At 71.8% G+C, this 17,400-nt stretch carries 5 protein-coding genes; 1 reads left to right on the plus strand and 4 read right to left on the minus strand.

Features of this window, described 5'->3' with window-relative positions:
* Positions 1 to 27 precede the first annotated feature (27 nt).
* The 4 genes from WME76_RS12445 to WME76_RS12460 form a co-directional block, all read right to left on the minus strand.
* Positions 28 to 5,439 (minus strand): SDR family NAD(P)-dependent oxidoreductase, encoded by a 5,412-nt coding sequence (locus tag WME76_RS12445; protein ID WP_437960352.1) that lies wholly within the window; start codon positions 5,437 to 5,439, stop codon positions 28 to 30.
* A 3-nt stretch (positions 5,440 to 5,442) separates the two neighbouring features.
* The gene (locus tag WME76_RS12450) at positions 5,443 to 12,111 is read right to left on the minus strand and encodes an amino acid adenylation domain-containing protein (protein WP_437960353.1); all 6,669 of its coding nucleotides are present in this window, start codon (positions 12,109 to 12,111) and stop codon (positions 5,443 to 5,445) included.
* Positions 12,112 to 12,711: 600 nt separating this feature from the next.
* Complete coding sequence (locus WME76_RS12455) at positions 12,712 to 14,442, minus strand: RCC1 domain-containing protein (protein WP_437960354.1); 1,731 nt, start codon at positions 14,440 to 14,442, stop codon at positions 12,712 to 12,714.
* A gap of 137 nt (positions 14,443 to 14,579) precedes the next feature.
* Positions 14,580 to 15,917, minus strand: a complete 1,338-nt coding sequence (locus WME76_RS12460; RefSeq protein ID WP_437960355.1) for a DUF2403 domain-containing lipoprotein — start codon at positions 15,915 to 15,917, stop codon at positions 14,580 to 14,582.
* A 273-nt stretch (positions 15,918 to 16,190) separates the two neighbouring features.
* On the opposite strand from WME76_RS12460, the gene WME76_RS12465 reads away from it, so the two are divergent.
* On the plus strand, positions 16,191 to 17,303 hold the full coding sequence (locus WME76_RS12465) for a hypothetical protein (protein WP_437960356.1): 1,113 nt from the start codon (positions 16,191 to 16,193) through the stop codon (positions 17,301 to 17,303).
* Positions 17,304 to 17,400 lie beyond the last annotated feature (97 nt).

Below are 17,400 nucleotides of genomic sequence, written 5' to 3' on the forward strand. Positions count from 1 at the left end.
GTTTCCCGGTTCCGGTGCGTTCGTGGTTCAGGACGGCTCGCCGGGCGCGGCGGCGTCTGTCATCGCCTCGAGCATCGCGAGACGCTCGGCGAGAGCGCTCGTGATCTTCTCGGCGAGCCCTGCGACGGTCGCCCCCTCGAACATGTCCTGTTTCGGTAGATCGACGTCGAACGCGTCCTTGACCCGCGAGAGGACCTGGATCGCCAGGAGCGAGTGGCCGCCGAGGCTGAAGAACTCGTCGTGGATGCCGATCGGCCGCCGGCCGAGCAGCTCCTCCCACTGCGAGCAGAGCACGCGCTCTATCTCGTCGCGAGGCCGCTCGTCGTCGCCGAGGGTCCGCCGCGGACCCGCGGAGGGCTCCAGCCGGGCGCGGCGCTGCTGCTCGGCGAGGGCAGGGAAGTCGCGCGGCGAGACAACGATCTGCTCGGGCCCGGTGAGCGCGAGGATCTGCTCGATGGCCCTCATCCCGTCTTCCGGGGCGATGCCGCGCGACGTCCTCTGCGACGGCGCGGAGAGGGCGGGTCCGGCGCCGCCGTGGACGCGCTGGAGGACGAAGCGGGTCACGTCGGCGATGACGCGCTCCTGCTCGTCGAGCAGGGTCACGTCCGCGGAGAGCACACGGCCAGGCTCGGTCTCCTCCCGGCGCAGGCGAACATGGCTGAACAGCCTCGATGGAGTGGACGACAGGCAAACCACGCGGCCATACCCCGCGGGGAGATAGACCCCTCGAGGATCGAGCACGGCGGTGAGCGAGGTGGCCACGTCGAGCAGCGCTGGATGCAAGCCGTACACGGACAGATCCGCCGCGAACTCCGGGTGAAGACGGATGTCGGCGAGGGCCTCGTCCTCCCCGACATGGAGAGATTCGATGCAGTCCCAGCGAGGTCCCCACCGCAGCAAGCGGCTCGCGTTGACGGCCTCGAAGAGCTGCCGGGCGGCTGCCGGGCGGCAGCGCCGCCGGATCGACTCGACCGGCGCGCGCTCGCGCGCCTCGCCGAGCGCAGGCGCCCAGTAGCCCGACGCGAGCCGCTCCCTGGCCCCGGTGGGGCCCGGAGCGAAGATCGAGAATTCGGTCCGCGTCCCGTTCCGCTCGCTCGCGAGACAGACGTCCTGCGGCGCCCCGTCCTCCACGCGGCAGGGCGCGTGGAAGCGGACCTCATGCAGCTCCACGGCGCCCATCCCCGAGAGCGTGGCCGCGGCCCGCGCCATCTCGAGCAGGGTCGTGCCGGAGACGAGCCCGGCGTGCTGCGTCCGGTGCTCCGCGACAGGCCAGTGGCGCGCCAGGCTGAACCGCTTGTGGAACGCCCGCGGCCCGAGCGCCCCGCCTTCAACCCGGTCGATCAGCGGGTGTGGCCCCCGCAGGGTCGACCCCGGCCCGGGCGGCAACGGCCCCGGCCGGGTGACCCCGGCACGCGCCGCCATGCCGATCTCCTCCCAGCCGTCCCACGCGATGGCGAAGCTCGGGTTGCCGGTCGTGCTCTGGTACGCCCCGGCGAAGGCGTCGAGGTACGCATTCGCGGCAGCGTAGTCTGCCTGGCCGATCGCCCCGAGATGGGAGAACGTCGACGAGAACATCACCAGGAAGGGCTGCTCCTGCTCGTTCCCGAGCTGGTCGGCGAGGTTCCGTGTCCCCGTCGTCTTCGGCGACAGCACCTGGCAGATCTCCTCGTTCGTCCGCGCGTTCAGCGGGCCGGCGCCTGGAACCCCGGCGCCGTGGAAGACCCCGTCGATGCGCCCGAAACGGGCCCTCGCCTCGGCGAACGCGCGCGCCACGTCCCGCGGCTCGGCCACGTCCCCGGTGGCAACGACGAGCTCTGTCCCCTGCGCCTCCATCCGCTCCAGCGCCTCGAGGATGTCGGCGATCGAGGCCCGGGCCTCGTCGCGCTCCCGGTAGCTCGACCACTCCGATCGTGGCGGGAGCGGCGTTCTCCCCATCAGCACGAGCTTCGCCGACCAGGTGCGCGCGAGGTGCTCGGCGAGACGCAGCCCGATGCCACCGAAGGCGCCCGTGATCAGGTAGACGCCCCTTCGCCGCAAGCGCGACGCCTCCGCGGCCGGCGACGGAGGCACCGCCTGGAACGCCGGAACCCAGCGCTGCTGCGCGCGCAGGAGCACGAGGTCGTGCTCCGGCTCGCCCGCGAGCTCCCGGACGACGGCCCGCGCCCACGACGCGTTCGTCTCCCCGTCCCGCGGCAGGATCACATCGACGACGCGACAGCGGACGCCGGCGAGCTCGTTGCCCAGGCTGCGGCAAAGGCCGATGAGCGCGGCGTGGTCCGGCGAAGGGGTCGCCTCGCCGGCGATCGCGTGGGCTCCCCGGGTCACGATCGAGAGCTCGATCTCTGCCCCTGGCGGCGCGGCGCCGAGGCTCCGCGAGACGGCGCACACGCTGAGCAAGCCCCGTCGCAGGGTCTCTTCAGCGCTCTTGCCCGGCCCCCCCGGCGCGCTCCACAGGTGGACGATGCGCCGTGGGAAGATGCCTTGTCCGTCGAGGGTCGAGAGCAGCGCCCGGAAATCCTCCTCGCTGTCAGGGCGCAGGACGAACCCGGAGGTGCCCGACGCAGCGAACGCCGGCCCGGGGCGGGCCGTGATCACGCGAGCGCCCGCGTCGCGGAGGTGCGCTTCCAGCGCGCCCGCGCTCTCGCCTGCGTCGGTGAGGAGCAGCCACGGCGCCTCGTCCGCTGGCCGGGAACCCGGGGCGGCTTCGTGGAGACGGGACCAGCGGAGCCGGAACAGCCGCGCTCCTCCGGCGTCCTCCGCGCCCTCGGGAGCCGTCGTCTCCGCCGTGCTCGTGGACGGCTCCGGTGGGCCGTCCTCGACCGCGTGGCGCGTCCGCTCGAAGGGGTAGGTAGGCAAGGGGACCCGGCGCGCCCGGGCGTCCGGGAATACCGCTTGCCAGCGCAGGTCGGCGCCGCGCGCCCACAGCTCGCCGGCCGCTTCGAGCAGCACGCGCCGGCCCTTCACGGCGTCGCCAGGCCCGGGCAGCAGCGGAATGGCGGCGCTCTCCGCGTTCCCCCCGAGCCCCGCGCGCACGAGCGAGCACAACGTCGAGCCGGGCCCGATCTCCACGAAGAGATGCGGTCCCTCGCCCTCGAGCACCGCTTTCACGCCGTCTCCGAAGCGGACCGTGCGCCGCAGGTGGTCAGCCCAGTACTGGGCGCTTCGCGCCATCGCGCCCGTCATCCATCCGCCGGTGACGTTGGAGAGGACGGGTATCCGGGGTTCGCCCAGCGTGATCCCGGCCATGGCCCTGCGGAACTCGTCCAGGATCGGCTCGGTCGCGGCGGAGTGGAAGGCGTGGGAGGTCTGGAGCCGGCGTCCCTTGATCCCGCGCGCGCCGAGCTGTGCCTCGTACCTCGCGACAACCGCCTCGGCGCCGGAGACGACGCACAGCTCGGGCGCGTTCACCGCGGCCAGCGACAGCGCCGCCGGCAGGCTCTCGAGCACCGCCCCCTCGGACAGCGGCACCGCGAGCATCGCCCCGCGCGGCAGCGACTGCATCAACCTCGCGCGCACAGCGACCGCCCGGAGCCCGTCCTCGAGCGAGAAGACCCCCGCGACGCAGGCCGCGACGAGCTCGCCGACGCTGTGCCCGAGGAGCGCCTCGGGGCGCACTCCCCACGACTCGAGCAGCCGCGCCGCGGCGTACTCGACGACGAACAACGCCGGCTGAGCGACCTCCGTCTCCCGGAGCTCGTCGGCAGAGCCGTCGAACAGCAGCGCTCGCAGGTCGCGGCCGAGGAGCGGCCGGAGCCTCTCGGCGCACTCATCCACGGTCTCCCGGACGACGGCGTGCTCCTCGTACAGCGACCGGCCCATTCCGGGGTGCTGGCTTCCCTGTCCGGTGAACAGCATCACCACGCCGGGGGCGCCCCTCCGCGCCGCTCGCACCGGCCCGGGCTTGCGCAGCCGCGCGACGGCGTCGGGCAACGAGGACGCGACGACGACATCGCGGTGCCAGAACCTCCGCCGCCCCTCGAGCAGCGTGAACGCCGCGTCGCGCAAGGAGATCTCCGGGTGCCCCTCGAGGTGCTCCGCGAGGCGCGACCGCATCTGCGCCAGGGCCGCCTCGCTCCGGGCCGACAGCGCCAGGATCTCGCTCTCTCCCGCGGGGCTCGGCTGGTAGGCCGGACCTTCCTGGAGGACCGCGTGCACGTTCGCCCCCCCGATGCCGAACGAGCTCACGCCGGCTCGCCGAGGGCCGTTGTCCCTCGGCCAGGCGCGGAGCTCCGTGTTCACGTGAAAAGGGGAGCTGTCGAAATCGATCTCCGCGTTGGGCCGCTGGTAGTGGAGCGTGGCCGGGATCTGCGCGTGCCGGAGCGCCAGCACCGTCTTGATGAGCCCGACGATGCCGGCCGCCGTGTTCGAGTGGCCCACGTTCCCTTTCACCGATCCGAGCGCGCACCGGCGGAGCGGGGCGGGAGCGCGCCGGAAGGCCTGTTCCAGGGCGCGGACCTCGATGGGGTCGCCCAGCGACGTTCCGGTCCCGTGCGCCTCGACGTAATCGATGGTGTCCGGCCGGACGCCGGCCACCTCGTGCGCCATCACGATCACCGAGGCCTGCCCGTCGATGCTCGGGGCGGTGTAACCGACCTTGGCGGCGCCGTCGTTGTTCGTCGCGGACCCGAGGACGATCGCGTGGATGAAGTCGCCCTGCTCGATCGCGTCCTCGAGCCGCTTGAGCACGACGACCCCGACCGCGTCGCCGAACACCGTGCCCGCGGCGTCAGCGTCGAAAGGACGGCAGTGGCCGTCGGGAGAGCATGGCCCGCCCTTCTCGTAGAAGTACCCGCGCCGCTCCGGGAACATCACCGATGCCGCGCCCGCGATCGCCATGTCGCACTCGACGGCGCGCAGGCTCTGGCATGCCTGATGGACCGCCGCGAGCCCGGTCGAACAGGCCGTCTGGACGCTGATGCTCGGGCCCTTGAGGTTGAGCTTGTACGCGACGCGCGTCGTCAGATAGTCCTTGTCGCTCGCGATCAGGAGCTGCATCGCCTCGGAGGACTCGAACTTCTGGAGCAGCGCGCGGTGGTGCGAGAGGAGATACGAGTTCATCTTGGCGCCGGCGAAGACGCCGATCCAGCCAGGGTACCGCTCGGCGTCGTAGCCTGCGTCCTCGAGCGCCTCGTACGCGCACTCGAGGAACAGCCGCTGCTGCGGATCGATCCACTGCGCCTCCCGCGCGCTGTATCCGAAGAAGTCGGCGTCGAACCACTCCGGCCTGTCGAGGCAAGGTCGTGCCTTGACGTAGCCCGGATCCATCACCCGGGCGCGAGGGACCCCGGCGGCGAGCAGCTCCTCGTCCGTGAATCGGGTGATGGACTCCCTGCCATCGCGCAGGTTCCTCCAGAACGCCTCGGGATCATTCGCCTGCGGGAATCGCCCGCTCAGCCCGATGATCGCGATGGCGTCGCGCAGATCTCCGAGGTCCTGCATCGTTCAATCCTCCGGGTTGCCCTGGCGCGAGGCCTGCTCTGACGCGGACGACGCGAACGACGCGAGCGCGCGCCGCTCCAGACCTCGCTCGCGCTGCCGCTGGGCGCGCGCGGCGATGGCGTTGAATCGGCCGCTCTCCGCCGCGCCCGGCGCGGCCGGCGCGGCCGGCGCGGCCCCGCCTTCCGCGGCGACCTCTCCTTTCGCCGAGGAGGGTGCGTTCACCCCGAGGGTCCTCAGGTAGGCCGCCTGCTGGGACACCGTCGGATGCTCGAACAGGTGGATCAACGTCACATCCCGTCCGAAGCGCTCGCGGATGTGCCGCGCCATGCCCACGAGCAGGAGCGAGTCGCCCCCGAGGTCGAAGAAGTTGTCGTCGTGTCCGACCTGCCGTCGCTTGAGCACCTCGGCCCAGATACGGGCGATCGCGCTCTCCAGCCCATCTCCAGCGGCGGCGGCCCTCGTCTGATCCAGCGCCGCGCGCGGCGGCGTTCGCTCCGGGATCGAGCGCCGCGCAGGCGGCTCCTGGCCAGTGGGCTCGTCGGCTTCCCCCCTGGCCGGGAGCTCCTGTTCCTCGGCGCGCGCCGGCGGGGCCGCGCGCGGCGACACGTCCTCAAGGACCGACCGCCGCGCGCCCTCCGCCGAGTCAGGGAGCCTGTCGACGACCACCACCGTCACGGGCTGCTCCGTCCAGCGCTCCGCGACGTACGACGAGAGCGCTCGCGCGAGCCGATCGCGCAGCCGCTCCGGCCTCGGCAGGGCGGAGCCCCGCGACGACGCGGCGCGGGTCGCGGCATCGACCATGGCCCCCAGCGCCGCCGACTCGCGGGCCAGCGCCTCGACGGTCGTGTCCGAGACCGAGATGGCGCCTCCGACGAGCCCGTGGAGGTATTCGTAACGCGGGCCGACCTGGAAGAGGTGGGCGACCTGCGCGAAGTCGAATCCGCCCGTCTGACAGAGGCCGATCTGGTGGTCCGGCGCCGTCGATTCGAGCAGATGGGCGATGATGCCGGCCTCCATGAGGCACAGATCCCGCGCCCGGCTGCCGTACACCGGCTCGATGGCGCCGAGGTCCGCCACGAGATACACGCTGAAGGCCGAGCTGTCGAACGCCTGCCCGTTGGGGCCCCCGTGGACCGAACGATCGATGTGCGCGCCGAGCTGGATCGTGACCAGCTGCTCGCGCTCGGGGTGAAAGTAGTATGTGCCGCCGGGGACCCGCTCGATCCGATCCGGCTTCACGTACAGATACGCATGCACCGGATACAGGTTGCCCGCCGAGGAATAGAGCTGCTTGGCGAGCGGATAGCCCGGCAGCCTCACCGGAGACAGCTGCCGCAGGAAGCGCGCCAGGCGTTCGAAGGCGATGGGCTCGCTCCGGAACTCGCGATAGCTGCGCCGCCGCGCGAGCGCCGAGAGCTCCTCGTCCGTGCGCGCGCGGGCGATCAGCGGGATGGCAGCCCCGGAGAGATCATCGCGCTGCGCCGGCTTGCTCAGCTTGAACTTGAGCCTCGCGATCGGATCCTGCAGCAAGGATAAGGTCGAGTCCGCCGCGCCCTCTCGGGTCGTCACGTACGCGACCAGCCCGGCTCGCTCGCCCGCCGCGCGCTCCACCCTCGCTGCCTCGACGCTCGGATGCTCGCGGAGCAGCTCCTCGAGTCCGGGCGCGAGCGCCGGAGCGGCTTCGATGCCCGCCGGAGGCTCGCCGAGCGGCGCTTCCACGCCGGACTCGCGCGCCGGATCGTGAAGGGCGCTGCGATCGACCTTGCCGTTGCTGGTGAGGGGGAGGCGGGGCAGCTCCACGAACGCGCTCGGCGCCATGTAGTCCGGGAGCTTCGAGGCGATGAACGCCCGCAGCACGGGGAGGTCGAGCGGCCTGCCCGGGGCCGGGACGACATGGGCGATCAACCGCTTTCCACCGCTCGCCGTGCTCCCCACCGAGACGGCGGCGCTCGCCACGTCGGGGTGCTGAAGCAGCGTGGCCTCGATCTCCTCGAGCTCGATCCTGTGCCCTTGAATCTTCACCTGGAAGTCTTCGCGTCCCATGAACTCGATGTTCCCGTCCGGCAGAGAGCGTCCCAGGTCGCCGGTCCAGTACAGTCGCTCGCCGGTCTCCGGGTGCGTCACGAAGCGCTCGCGCGTCCTCTCCTCGTCACGCCAGTATCCGCGCGCGAGGCCCATGCCGCCGATGTAGAGGCGCCCGGACACCCCGTCGGGGCACGGCTCCATCGCCCGGTCGAGCACGTAGAACCGCTGGTTCGCGAGCGGCTTGCCGTAAGGGATGCTCCTCCAGCTCGGCTCCACGTGGGTGATCGGATAGGCGATGGACCAGATCGACGCCTCCGTCGCCCCGCCGAGGCTCAGCACCGACGCGCCCGGGAACGTCTCACGGATGCGATCGGGCAGGGTCACGGGGATCCAGTCCCCGCTGAGGAGCACGGCGCGCAGGGGCGCGCTCGAGCGGAGCGCCCGGTGCTCGACGAGCATCTGCATGAGCGCCGGGACGGTGTTCCACAACGTCACGCCGTGCCGGGACATCAGCTCCTCCCAGTGGCCGGGATCGCGCAGCCGGGCCGGCTCGGGCAGCACCACGGCGCCCCCCGCCGCCCACAGGCCGAAGAGGTCGTAGACCGACAGATCGAAGGCGAGCGACGAGAGCGACAGGACGCGATCGGAGGCCTTCACGCCGAGGCGCGCGTTCACGTCCGCGATGGTGTTCACGGCGCCGAGGTGGTCGATCGCCACGCCCTTCGGCCTCCCCGTCGAGCCCGAGGTGAAGATGACGTAGGCCAGATCGTCGGGCCGCTGAACGGCCTCGAGGGGCGAGTCGTCCTCTGGCAGTCCGCCCGGCGCGTCCAGGGGCACGACGATCGTCCCCGCGGGCCACCGGGCCGGCTCCGCGAACCGCGCCTGGGTGAGGACGATCTGCGCCGCGCTCTGCTCCAGGATCCCCCAGATCCGCTCTCGGGGCCAGGTCGGATCCACGGGCACGTAGGCAGCCCCGGACTTGAGGATGCCGAGCGTCCCGAGCGCCTGCGCCATGCCCTTCTCGCAGGCGATGGCGACGAGGGTGTTGGGGCGCGCGCCGCGGGCCCGCAAGGCTCGGCCGAGGGCGTTGCTCTGCCGGTCGAGCTCCCCGTAGGTGATGCTCCCCTCGGGCGCGAACACCGCGGGCGACTCGCCGCGGGCCGCCGCGCTCCGGAGGAACGCCGCGTGGAGCAGCTCGTCGGGCGCGGCCCGCTGCGTCCGGTTCACCTCGGCGCGCGCCGCCTGCTGCGCGATCGGGAGCGCGACCCTCGCCCGCTGGAACGCCTCGTCGCCGCGCGCCAGCCGCGCGAGCAGATCGAGATAGGACTCCATCATCGCTCCGACCATCCCCTCAGGGAAGAGCGCCTCGACGACATCCCAGGACAACGCGAGGTCCCCCTGGTCCTCGGTCACCTGATGATCGAGCCACACCTGCGGCGTCTGGGTGACCATGAAGACCTCCTCGCCGAGCCAGGAGAACAGCGACTGCGGCTCGGCCCCTCCCTGGCCGAGCAGGCTCGTGAACACCACGGGGACGCTCGGCGCGCGCAGCTGGCGGAGCGCCGGGATCGCCCCCGCGCGCCGGTGCTCGATCGCCCTCCAGATCTGGTCCTGGGTGGCGCGGGCCAGCTCGGAGACTCCCCTGTGCCGGCCCACGTCGAAGCCCAGGAGCACGATCGTGGTGAAGTCGCCGACGATCTCCGCGACGTCCTCGTGCAGCGGCGGACGCTCGAACGACGTCAGCGTGAGCGAGAACTCCGGGCGGGCGCTCCACTTCCCGAGCACCTGGGCGAACGCCGCGAGGACGACGGCCGAAGGCGTGAGGCGGCTCGACTTCGCCCGGCTCTTCAGCGATTCCCACGCGGACCGGTCGAGGCGCCCCTTGTGCCGCACGAACCGGGGGGGCGTGACGTCTCGAGGCCTCCTGGCGAGCGGCAGGTCGGGCGCGGGGGGAAGGCTCGCCACGCGTTCGCGCCAGTACGAGAGCGAGCGCTCGTGATCCGGTGTCTGTCGCTGGCGCTCCGCATCGACGATGCAGTCCCGGAAGGTCACGCCGAGCGGCGGGAGCTCGATCTCGGGTTGCTCGTAGAAGCGCTGCAGATCGCGCGAGACGATCCCGCAGCTCCAGGCGTCGAGCGCGAGGAGATCCAGGTTGATGTGCACGCGGCACCGGCCGTCCGGAAGGAGCGACACGCCGACGTCGAACAGGGGCCATTCCGTGGGCGCGAACACGCGGTGGGAGAGCCGATGACGGATGTCCTCGAGCGCCCGGCCGGCGTCGGCCGGCGTCATCGCGCGGAGGTCCCAGACCTTCGGCTCGAAGCGGGGTACCGTCCGCTGCGCGCGCTGCAGCCCGTCTTCGGTGAACACGGACCGGAGCATCCCGTGCCGCGCGATGACCCGGTTCCACGCTCGCGCGAAGCGCTCGAGATCCAGTCCATCGCACTCCCGCTCGAGGTAGCCGTGACAGCCGACGCCCCCGAGGTCGAAGGCGGGCTCGCGCCCGACCAGGTACGCCCGTTGGACATCGGTCTGGGCAAAGGGCGCCTCCGGGTCGCCGTCGCCTGGGCTGACGACGGGGGCCTCGCCCTCGCGGCCGCCCGACGGCGACGGCTCGGCGATCAGGCGCAGAAGCCCGGTCAACGTCATTCCCTCGATCAAGCTCACCGGCGAGATCTGCCTGCCGCTGAGCCCGGCGATGCGCTCCGCGAGCCGGATCGCCTTGATCGACTCGAGCCCGACCTCGACGAGCGGCACGTCCCAGCGCAGCTGCGCGGCGTCCACCTGAAGGATCTCTCCCACGAGCGCCCCGAGGCGCGCCGTACAGCCCGACTCGTCGGGCTGCGTGCGGGCCGCCGCGGAGGCCCCGTCCTGGGCCGCGGCCGCGCCCGGCGCTCCCTCGCGCGTCGGCGCGCCGTGGAACACGCCGAGCGGCTCCAGCTCACCGCGCAAGAAAGCCGCCTTGCACGCCCTTCGCTGCGCTTTCCCGCTCGTCGTCCTGGGGAGGCGGCGCGGGGGGAGGAGCACGACCGCGTGCACGGGCAGCCCGAACTGCTGCGCCACGGCGCGCCGGGCGGCGCGCGCGAGCGCCTCGAGATCGAGCCCGCGCTGCCCGCGCTTGACCTCCTGGCAGACGACGATCGCCTCCGGATCCTCGACAGGGAGGCTCACCCCGTCCTCGAGGCCCACGGAGAAGGCTGCTCCCCCGTCGGTGGCAAAGGCCTCGTGGGCGGAGGACACCGCGAGCTCGATGTCCTGCGGATAGTAGTTGCGTCCCCGGACGATGATGACGTCCTTGAGCCGTCCTGTGATGAACAGCTCCCCCTCATGCAAGAACCCGAGATCGCCGGTCCGCAGGAAGCGCAGGTCGGCTGCGCCGCGCAGCCGCGCGCCGAACGAGGCGCGGGTGGCCTCCGGGTTCTGCCAGTAGCCGCTCACGACCGCGCTGCTCTCGACCCACACCTCGCCTACCTGCAGATCCGGGGCGGGCTCTCCGCTGGCTGGATCGACGATCGCGACGCGCGTGTCGGCCAGGGGTCGGCCGCAGCTCACGAGCTCCTGTGCGTCGGTGTCCGCGGCGGAGCCGACGCGCACCCGCCCCTCTTGCAGCGCCGTGGAGCTCACCTTGACGACGCGCGGCGGGCGCCTCGGCGAGACGCTGACCCCCAGCGTCGCCTCTGCCAGGCCATAGGAGGGTCGCAGCGCGTCGGGCCGGAATCCGCTCGGCGCGAAGGCCGCGAGGAAGCGCGCGAGGGTCCCCGCGCGGACGGGCTCGGCCCCGTTGATCACCGTCTTCCACGCGGACAGGTCGAGCCGGGCGCGCTGCTCGGCGGTCGAGCTCGTCACGCAGAGATCGAAGGCGAAGTTCGGCGCCGCGCTGTGGTGGCCGCGGTGGCGCGACAGCGCCTCGAGCCAGCGCATGGGCCGGAAGATGAACGACGCCGGAGGCATGCTGTAGCACCTGCCGCCCACGAAGAGCGGCAGCATGATCCCGTGAATCAGCCCCAGATCGTGGAAGTGGGGCAGCCAGGTGACGAAGTTGTCGCCCCGCTCGATCCCGAACCCGTCGGCGAGCATGCGGCAGTTCTGCAGGACGTTGCGATGGCTGACCATCACGCCCTTGGGGCTGGAGGTCGAGCCGGAGGTGTACTGGAGGTACGCGACGTCATCGGGCGCGCCAGGCGCCCAGTCGCCGCGCCCGGCACCGGCGCGCTCCGCGTCGGTGCCCGAGCAGCACTCCTCCAGCGTGTGAATGGTCAACCCGGAGCGCGAGGTCGATGCGCTCCTCTCCCGCGGCACGGCTCGCGCGGTGAGCGCGCACGCAGGAGCACAGTCGGCCGTGATGGCGTCGAACCGAGACTCCGCCTGATTCGGTCGCGGGAGCGAGGTGGGGATGGCCACCATGTCCGCCATCAGACAGCCGAAGAACGCCTCGATGAAATCGAGCCCAGGGGCGAACAGGAGGAGGACGCGGCTCCTCGGAGGGTAGTGTCTCCGGAGGAAGGCGGCGATCGCTCGAGCACGGGCGTGGAGCGCGGCGAACGAGAGCGCCGCCGTCTCCTCCTCGCCTTCGTGAAGATGAATGTACGCAGGCGCGTCGCCGAGCTCCTCCGCGCGGCGAGCGAGCAGCTCGGGCAGCGATGCCATGGCACTCCGAGATTCAACCACGTGATCCTGCGCGGAACTGGGCTCATGTCGAGCAAAGGTCATACCAAGTGTCACGAACAGTTCCTTTCGATGCAGGCAAGCAAGACCACCTGCGTGCGCACAGGCACTTCACCCATCGAAGCGATGCGTGCTGCCCGCAGCGCATCAGAGGCTTCGCGGGAGACTCAGGGGGCGCAAACGGTCGAGACGATCCCCGGATTCCGCGCTCGCTCCGCTGCGAGCCCGAGAGGATCATGGGATACGTGGAACGCTCGAGCCACGGGCGCAGGTCATGACACGGAGGAGAGGTCCTGTCTAGCCCACCAATCGACGGATCCGGCCATACCCTGACGATGCGTGAGAGAGCCGTGCCGCAGCGAATTGCGAGGCATGCTCACCGCGCGATCGCTTCATGACGCGATGTTAAGTAGTGTTATTTAGTGTTTAGATGGACACCGGGTCGTGGGACCCATTGGTGTGGAAAGTTTTCGTTGTGGTGATCTGCCGCGGGCTGGCGAATGGTTCCCCGCGGTGCGCAGCCCTTCGATCCCCGGACGACGCTCCGCGCTGCCGGGGGGCGCCTCCGGGCAGCCCTAACGGCTAGAGGCAGTACTCGTCGCTCTCGTTCTCGCAGTCGATCACGTCGTCGCAGACGCGCTCGAACGGAAGCGGTTCCCCCTCGGCGCAGTAGAAGGCGTCCTGGCCCGGCGAGCAGTTGGCCTCGTCGGCGCCGTCGTCGCAGTCGCGGCTTCCGTCGCAGAGCGCCTCGTTGCTCACGCCGCCCTGCTCGTTCTCGCAGGGCAGCAAGCTCGTGCGGTAGAGCCTCGACGCCTCGACTCCGGACCGCGGCGCCTCGCACGCGGCGATGTCCACCGGGCAGCTCGGCAGGGCCTCGCCCGGTTCCTTCATGCAAGCTGCCCAGCACGCCGCGCGGGGCAGGTACAGGTCGTCAGTGATGCAATCGAGATACGTCTCGTCCGCGGGGAGCGCATCGAGGCAGGCGACGCTCAGCGGCCCCTCCGCGGCAATGCAGCCGCTGATGTCGGCATCGATGCCGAATCCGCAGCGGCACATGGTCTCTGCGTAGGCGCGGACCGCATCGACGTGGCGATCCCGGGCGGCAGGCCGCGGCGCCGGCTCCGGAGCGGGGCACGCGCCGGCTCCCGGCCCCCGGCTCACGAGGTACGGCGCGGCCGTCGCCCCGGGATCGAGGTCGCCCCAGCACCACACGCTCCCGTCGTCGCGGACGGCGCAGGCGTGATGCCCGCCCACGGAGAGGTCGATCACGCCGTCGAGGCCGGCGACCGGCCCGCTCCCGAAGGCGCGATCGTCCGGCGTGCCGTTGCGCCCGTCGCCGAGCTGCCCGCCGTCCGACCAGCCGCGGCACCACACGCCGCCGTCCGCCTTGCGCGCGCACGCGCTCGAGGCGCCGGCGCCGAGCTCGACCACGTCGCTGCCCATCTCCAGGACGAGGCCCGGCGCGTCCTCCGAGGGCGGGCCGAGCCAGGGCGAGCACCAGACGAGCCCGCTCCGCTTGAGCACGCAGCGCTGCGAGGCGCCGAGCGCCGCGCCGGCTGCTGGAGAGTCCGCGCCGTCGCGCAGCGGCTCGGCGCCATCCCAGGCCGAGATGTCGACGATCGTCCCCTCCTCGACGAGCGCGGCCATGTGGTCGAAGCCGCCGATCAGCCCGAAGACAGGCTGCTCGTCCGAGACCGCCGCGAGCGTCGGACCCTGCCGGACGCCGGAGGCGTCCGTGCCCCAGCACGTGGCGTGCGTGAGCCCATCGAGGACGCAGGTCTGCCGATCGGCGAGCGCCACGTCGATGAACGCATCGGAGATGCCAGGCGCCTGGATTGCCACGGGCAGGTTCGAGCTCGCGTCCGGCACCCCCGCGAGCTGCCCTGCCGCGTTGTCTCCCCAGCACCAGAGCTCGCCGCCGCTGGTGAGCGCACACGTGTGCCTGCCGCCCGCGACCACCTTCACGGCGGCGGGGACGCGGACCTCCACGGGATCGTCGCGCCGCTCGTAGCTGCCGTCTCCGAGCTGTCCGCGCGTGTTGTCTCCCCAGCACCACACGCTGCCCCCGGCGAACAGCGCGCACGCGTGCGCCGCGCCGCTCGTGACGGCGAGCGCGCACTGTCCTTCCGGGCCCGCGCCGGTCGCGCTCGAGCCGCCCCCACCTCCGGACGCCGCCGAGCCGGTGTTGCCCGTCGCGCCGTGCTGATCCTCGGGGAGCGACACCTTCCCGCACGCCGCGACGACCAGAGCGAGCGCGAGCGAGCAGCGCTTGAGCCGCGGCTGCGCGCCGCCAGAGAGCCATTGAAGATCCATGAAGCCTCCCCTCGTTATAGAGGGTGCATGCTATCAAAGCTTCCGACGCGCCGTCCACGTCGACCCAGGATTCCAGCAGCGAGATGGGCCGCGCCGCCGGCGTCCGGATTCCATGGCATTGTTCGTTTCCACCGGGCTCACTCGGGCAGGCGCATCGAGAGCATGGCGTCGATCGCGCCGCGCGAGAGGCTGCCCGGCAGATCGGGGAGCATCTCGGCGGCGGGGGAGGGGATCTTCTCGGGGTGGATGACCGCGACCTGGATCGTGCGCTGCGCCTCGTCGAGCAGGATCATGAAGTAGCGATCGCCGATGGGCCGGCGCCAGGTCGGGCAGCCGTCCGAGCGCCCGCCGGCCTCGATGACGGGCCCTTTCTCGTAGGCCTGCTGCGCGCACGCATCCACGACCTCCACGTCCTCGGCGAGCGCGTCGCGATCACAGCCGCTCCCGCAGACGCTGCCGCCGATGTGCCCCTCCTGGTACGAACGGACACCGGTGCTCATGAACTCGCGGTTGCTGTATTCGTTGTCGTCCATCACGACCTCGAACACGTTGATCTCGCCGCAGCCGTCGCCGACGGTGCCCGTCTTCGAATAGCAGTTGCAGAGCCCGTTCCACTTGCGGCCGCCGTCGCGAATGAGCTCGGACGCGACGAACGCCACCCACGGGCCGGGATGGCCCTGCCCATCGCCGCTGCATTTCTCGACGCCCGCGTCGTCGAACGTCATGGACGCGAGGAAGACAACGAGCTTCGAGCCTGCCCAGCCGAGGTGCATGACGCCCGGGTCGTCAGGACAGTAATAGTCCTTGCCGTCACCGCACGCGAAGGGCCTGTCCTGCATGAAGTACGTGACGCAATCCGTCTTCGTGAGGTCGCCCGTGAAGTCGGCGGACGTTGTCTGCTCTTGCGTGACGAGCAGGTTGGAGCCCACGCCGCTCCTCGCGTCCCACGACGAGATCATCTGCCAGGCGGCCGGGTCGCTGCCGGGCTGGTAGACGGCGAGCTGCTTCACGCGGATGGCCTTCATGATGAGGGTCATCTCCTCGTCGAACGGAGCGAGCCTGTCGCTCGTCGTGGGGTGCTCCGTCATGCAGCAGTGCCCGCCCCATGTGTCGTTGCCGTCCTTGTAATCGCACGCCGGATCGCCGGGCTCGCGGTCGAGGCGACGGGGCCACCAGCCGGGCGCGCCGATGTTCGTGAACGTCATCGTCCCGCCGCGCGTCGGCGTGCTCGGCTCGGGGACGTGGGGGCCGAGACCTCCGCCGGCGCCCGTCGTGCCGGTGGACGGGCTTGCGCCGGCGCCCGTCGAGGTGGTCGTGCTGGCGGAGGGGCTTCCGCCGGCGGCCGTCGTGGTGGTGGACGGGCCTTCGCTCGCCTGGCCTCCTGCGCCGCCGCCTCCTCCGAGGTCGCCTCCGCCGCCGCAGGCGCATGCGAGGAGGACGAGAGCAGCCCGCACGGACAGCAAGGAGCGCTTCATACCCGTGAGTGTTTCCGGAGCGCGCCCGTTCCGTGATGGAAAACGGCGGCATCGGGGCTGGTAGGTCATCGCGAGGTGCACAGGGGCGCCACGAGGACCACATGGGCGCCGCGCGGCGGCGTCCCAGGGCCACGCTGCCAGGCGCTGCGCGGCATGAACGACGTTTTGGTCAGCCGCGTACGCCACCCACGACGGCCCATCTCGGCAGGGCTGCGAACGGGCTCGGCCTCGGCGCCCGCCGGGCGCGGAATGCATCTTGAACCGCCCTGATGCATGAGCGACGAGGCTGCGTATCCTGGTGACGCAGCGGGGGCCGCCGCGCTCCCGCTGACCGAGGCGGCAAGCGAAGCGGGCGTGCGCGTGCGCCCGGTCGACGCATGGCTCGAGGATCTCCTGTCCCGCGCGGTGCGCCGCTACAACAGGCGGCCTCGCCCCGCGATCATCGCGGCGTCCACCGGCGTGACGGAGCCGACCGACGCGCGCGCGGTCGTGCGGCGCGCCTGCATCCGCTCGGCGCTCGCGGGCGGCGCGACAGGGGCGCTCTCGACCGGCGCGGCCGCGGCCACGGCCGAGACGGAAGGGCTCGCCGGGCTCGTCGCGATCCCTGCCGCCGCGCTCGCGATGGGCGGTGAGACGGTGCTCCGGCTGCTCCTGCACGTGCGGATGCTCTGCGAGCTCGCAGATCTCTTTGGCCTTCGGTTCGATCCGGACGAGCCGGCCGACGTGTGGGCGCTGTTCGCCCTCACGTTCGGCGTCGTGGAGCCCCCCCAGGACACGGACGATCCAGCGGGCGTGCTGGTGCGCTCGGCGCGCGAGCGCGGCTCGGATGTGGCCAAGCAGCTCGCGGCGCGCCTCGCCGGCGAGAGCGTGGCGCGCAACCTGGTGCCCGTGCTCTCCGTGGCCTCATCGTCGATCACGAGCTGGGTGGTCACCCGGAGCCTCGGGGATACCGCGCGCCGATACCTGCGTTACCGGCGCGCGCTCGACGGGGCGCTCTGCGACGAGGCCCTGCGCCCGCACGTCGAGCGATTGTTCGAAGGGCTCTGGTTCATCTTCACCGCCGACGGGCGACTCAAGCCGGAGGAGACCGCGCTGCTCGCGGCCGTGCTGCGGCGGCTCCCCGCCTCGGCGCGCGCTTGCCAGAACGAGCGGCTCGCCGACGACATCGCCTGGATCGAGCGCCTCCGCGGCGTGCCGGAGGGCGCGCGCGCCCCGCTGCTGCGCGCGCTCGAGATCGCGGCGGCCGTGGACAAGGTCGCGTCGCTGCGGGAGCGGAAGCTCCTCGCCCACGCCGCGGCGGCCCTCGGCCTCAGCGTCGACGAGGGCGGGCTCGATCGGATGATCCGCGAATTCGAGTCGATAGGCACCCTCGGCGTGGCCGCGTAGCGCGGCGAGACGTTCGCCATTCCCGTCTCAATGCAATAAGTCGGTCCCTGACGCGATTGCGCTCCACCGTGACGAACGGCGACGCGGATGCGTTGAT

Origin of the sequence: Sorangium sp. So ce119 (assembly GCF_051524405.1) — a bacterium.
In the GTDB taxonomy this organism is placed as follows: domain Bacteria; phylum Myxococcota_A; class Polyangia; order Polyangiales; family Polyangiaceae; genus Sorangium; species Sorangium cellulosum_G.

Coding starts and splice junctions, on each gene's coding strand:
- WME76_RS12445 (WP_437960352.1), bottom strand. CDS start 5,439: ATGCAGGACCTCGGAGATCTGCGCGACGCCATCGCGATCATCGGGCTG.
- WME76_RS12450 (WP_437960353.1), bottom strand. CDS start 12,111: ATGGCATCGCTGCCCGAGCTGCTCGCTCGCCGCGCGGAGGAGCTCGGC.
- WME76_RS12455 (WP_437960354.1), bottom strand. CDS start 14,442: ATGGATCTTCAATGGCTCTCTGGCGGCGCGCAGCCGCGGCTCAAGCGC.
- WME76_RS12460 (WP_437960355.1), bottom strand. CDS start 15,917: ATGAAGCGCTCCTTGCTGTCCGTGCGGGCTGCTCTCGTCCTCCTCGCA.
- WME76_RS12465 (WP_437960356.1), top strand. CDS start 16,191: ATGAGCGACGAGGCTGCGTATCCTGGTGACGCAGCGGGGGCCGCCGCG.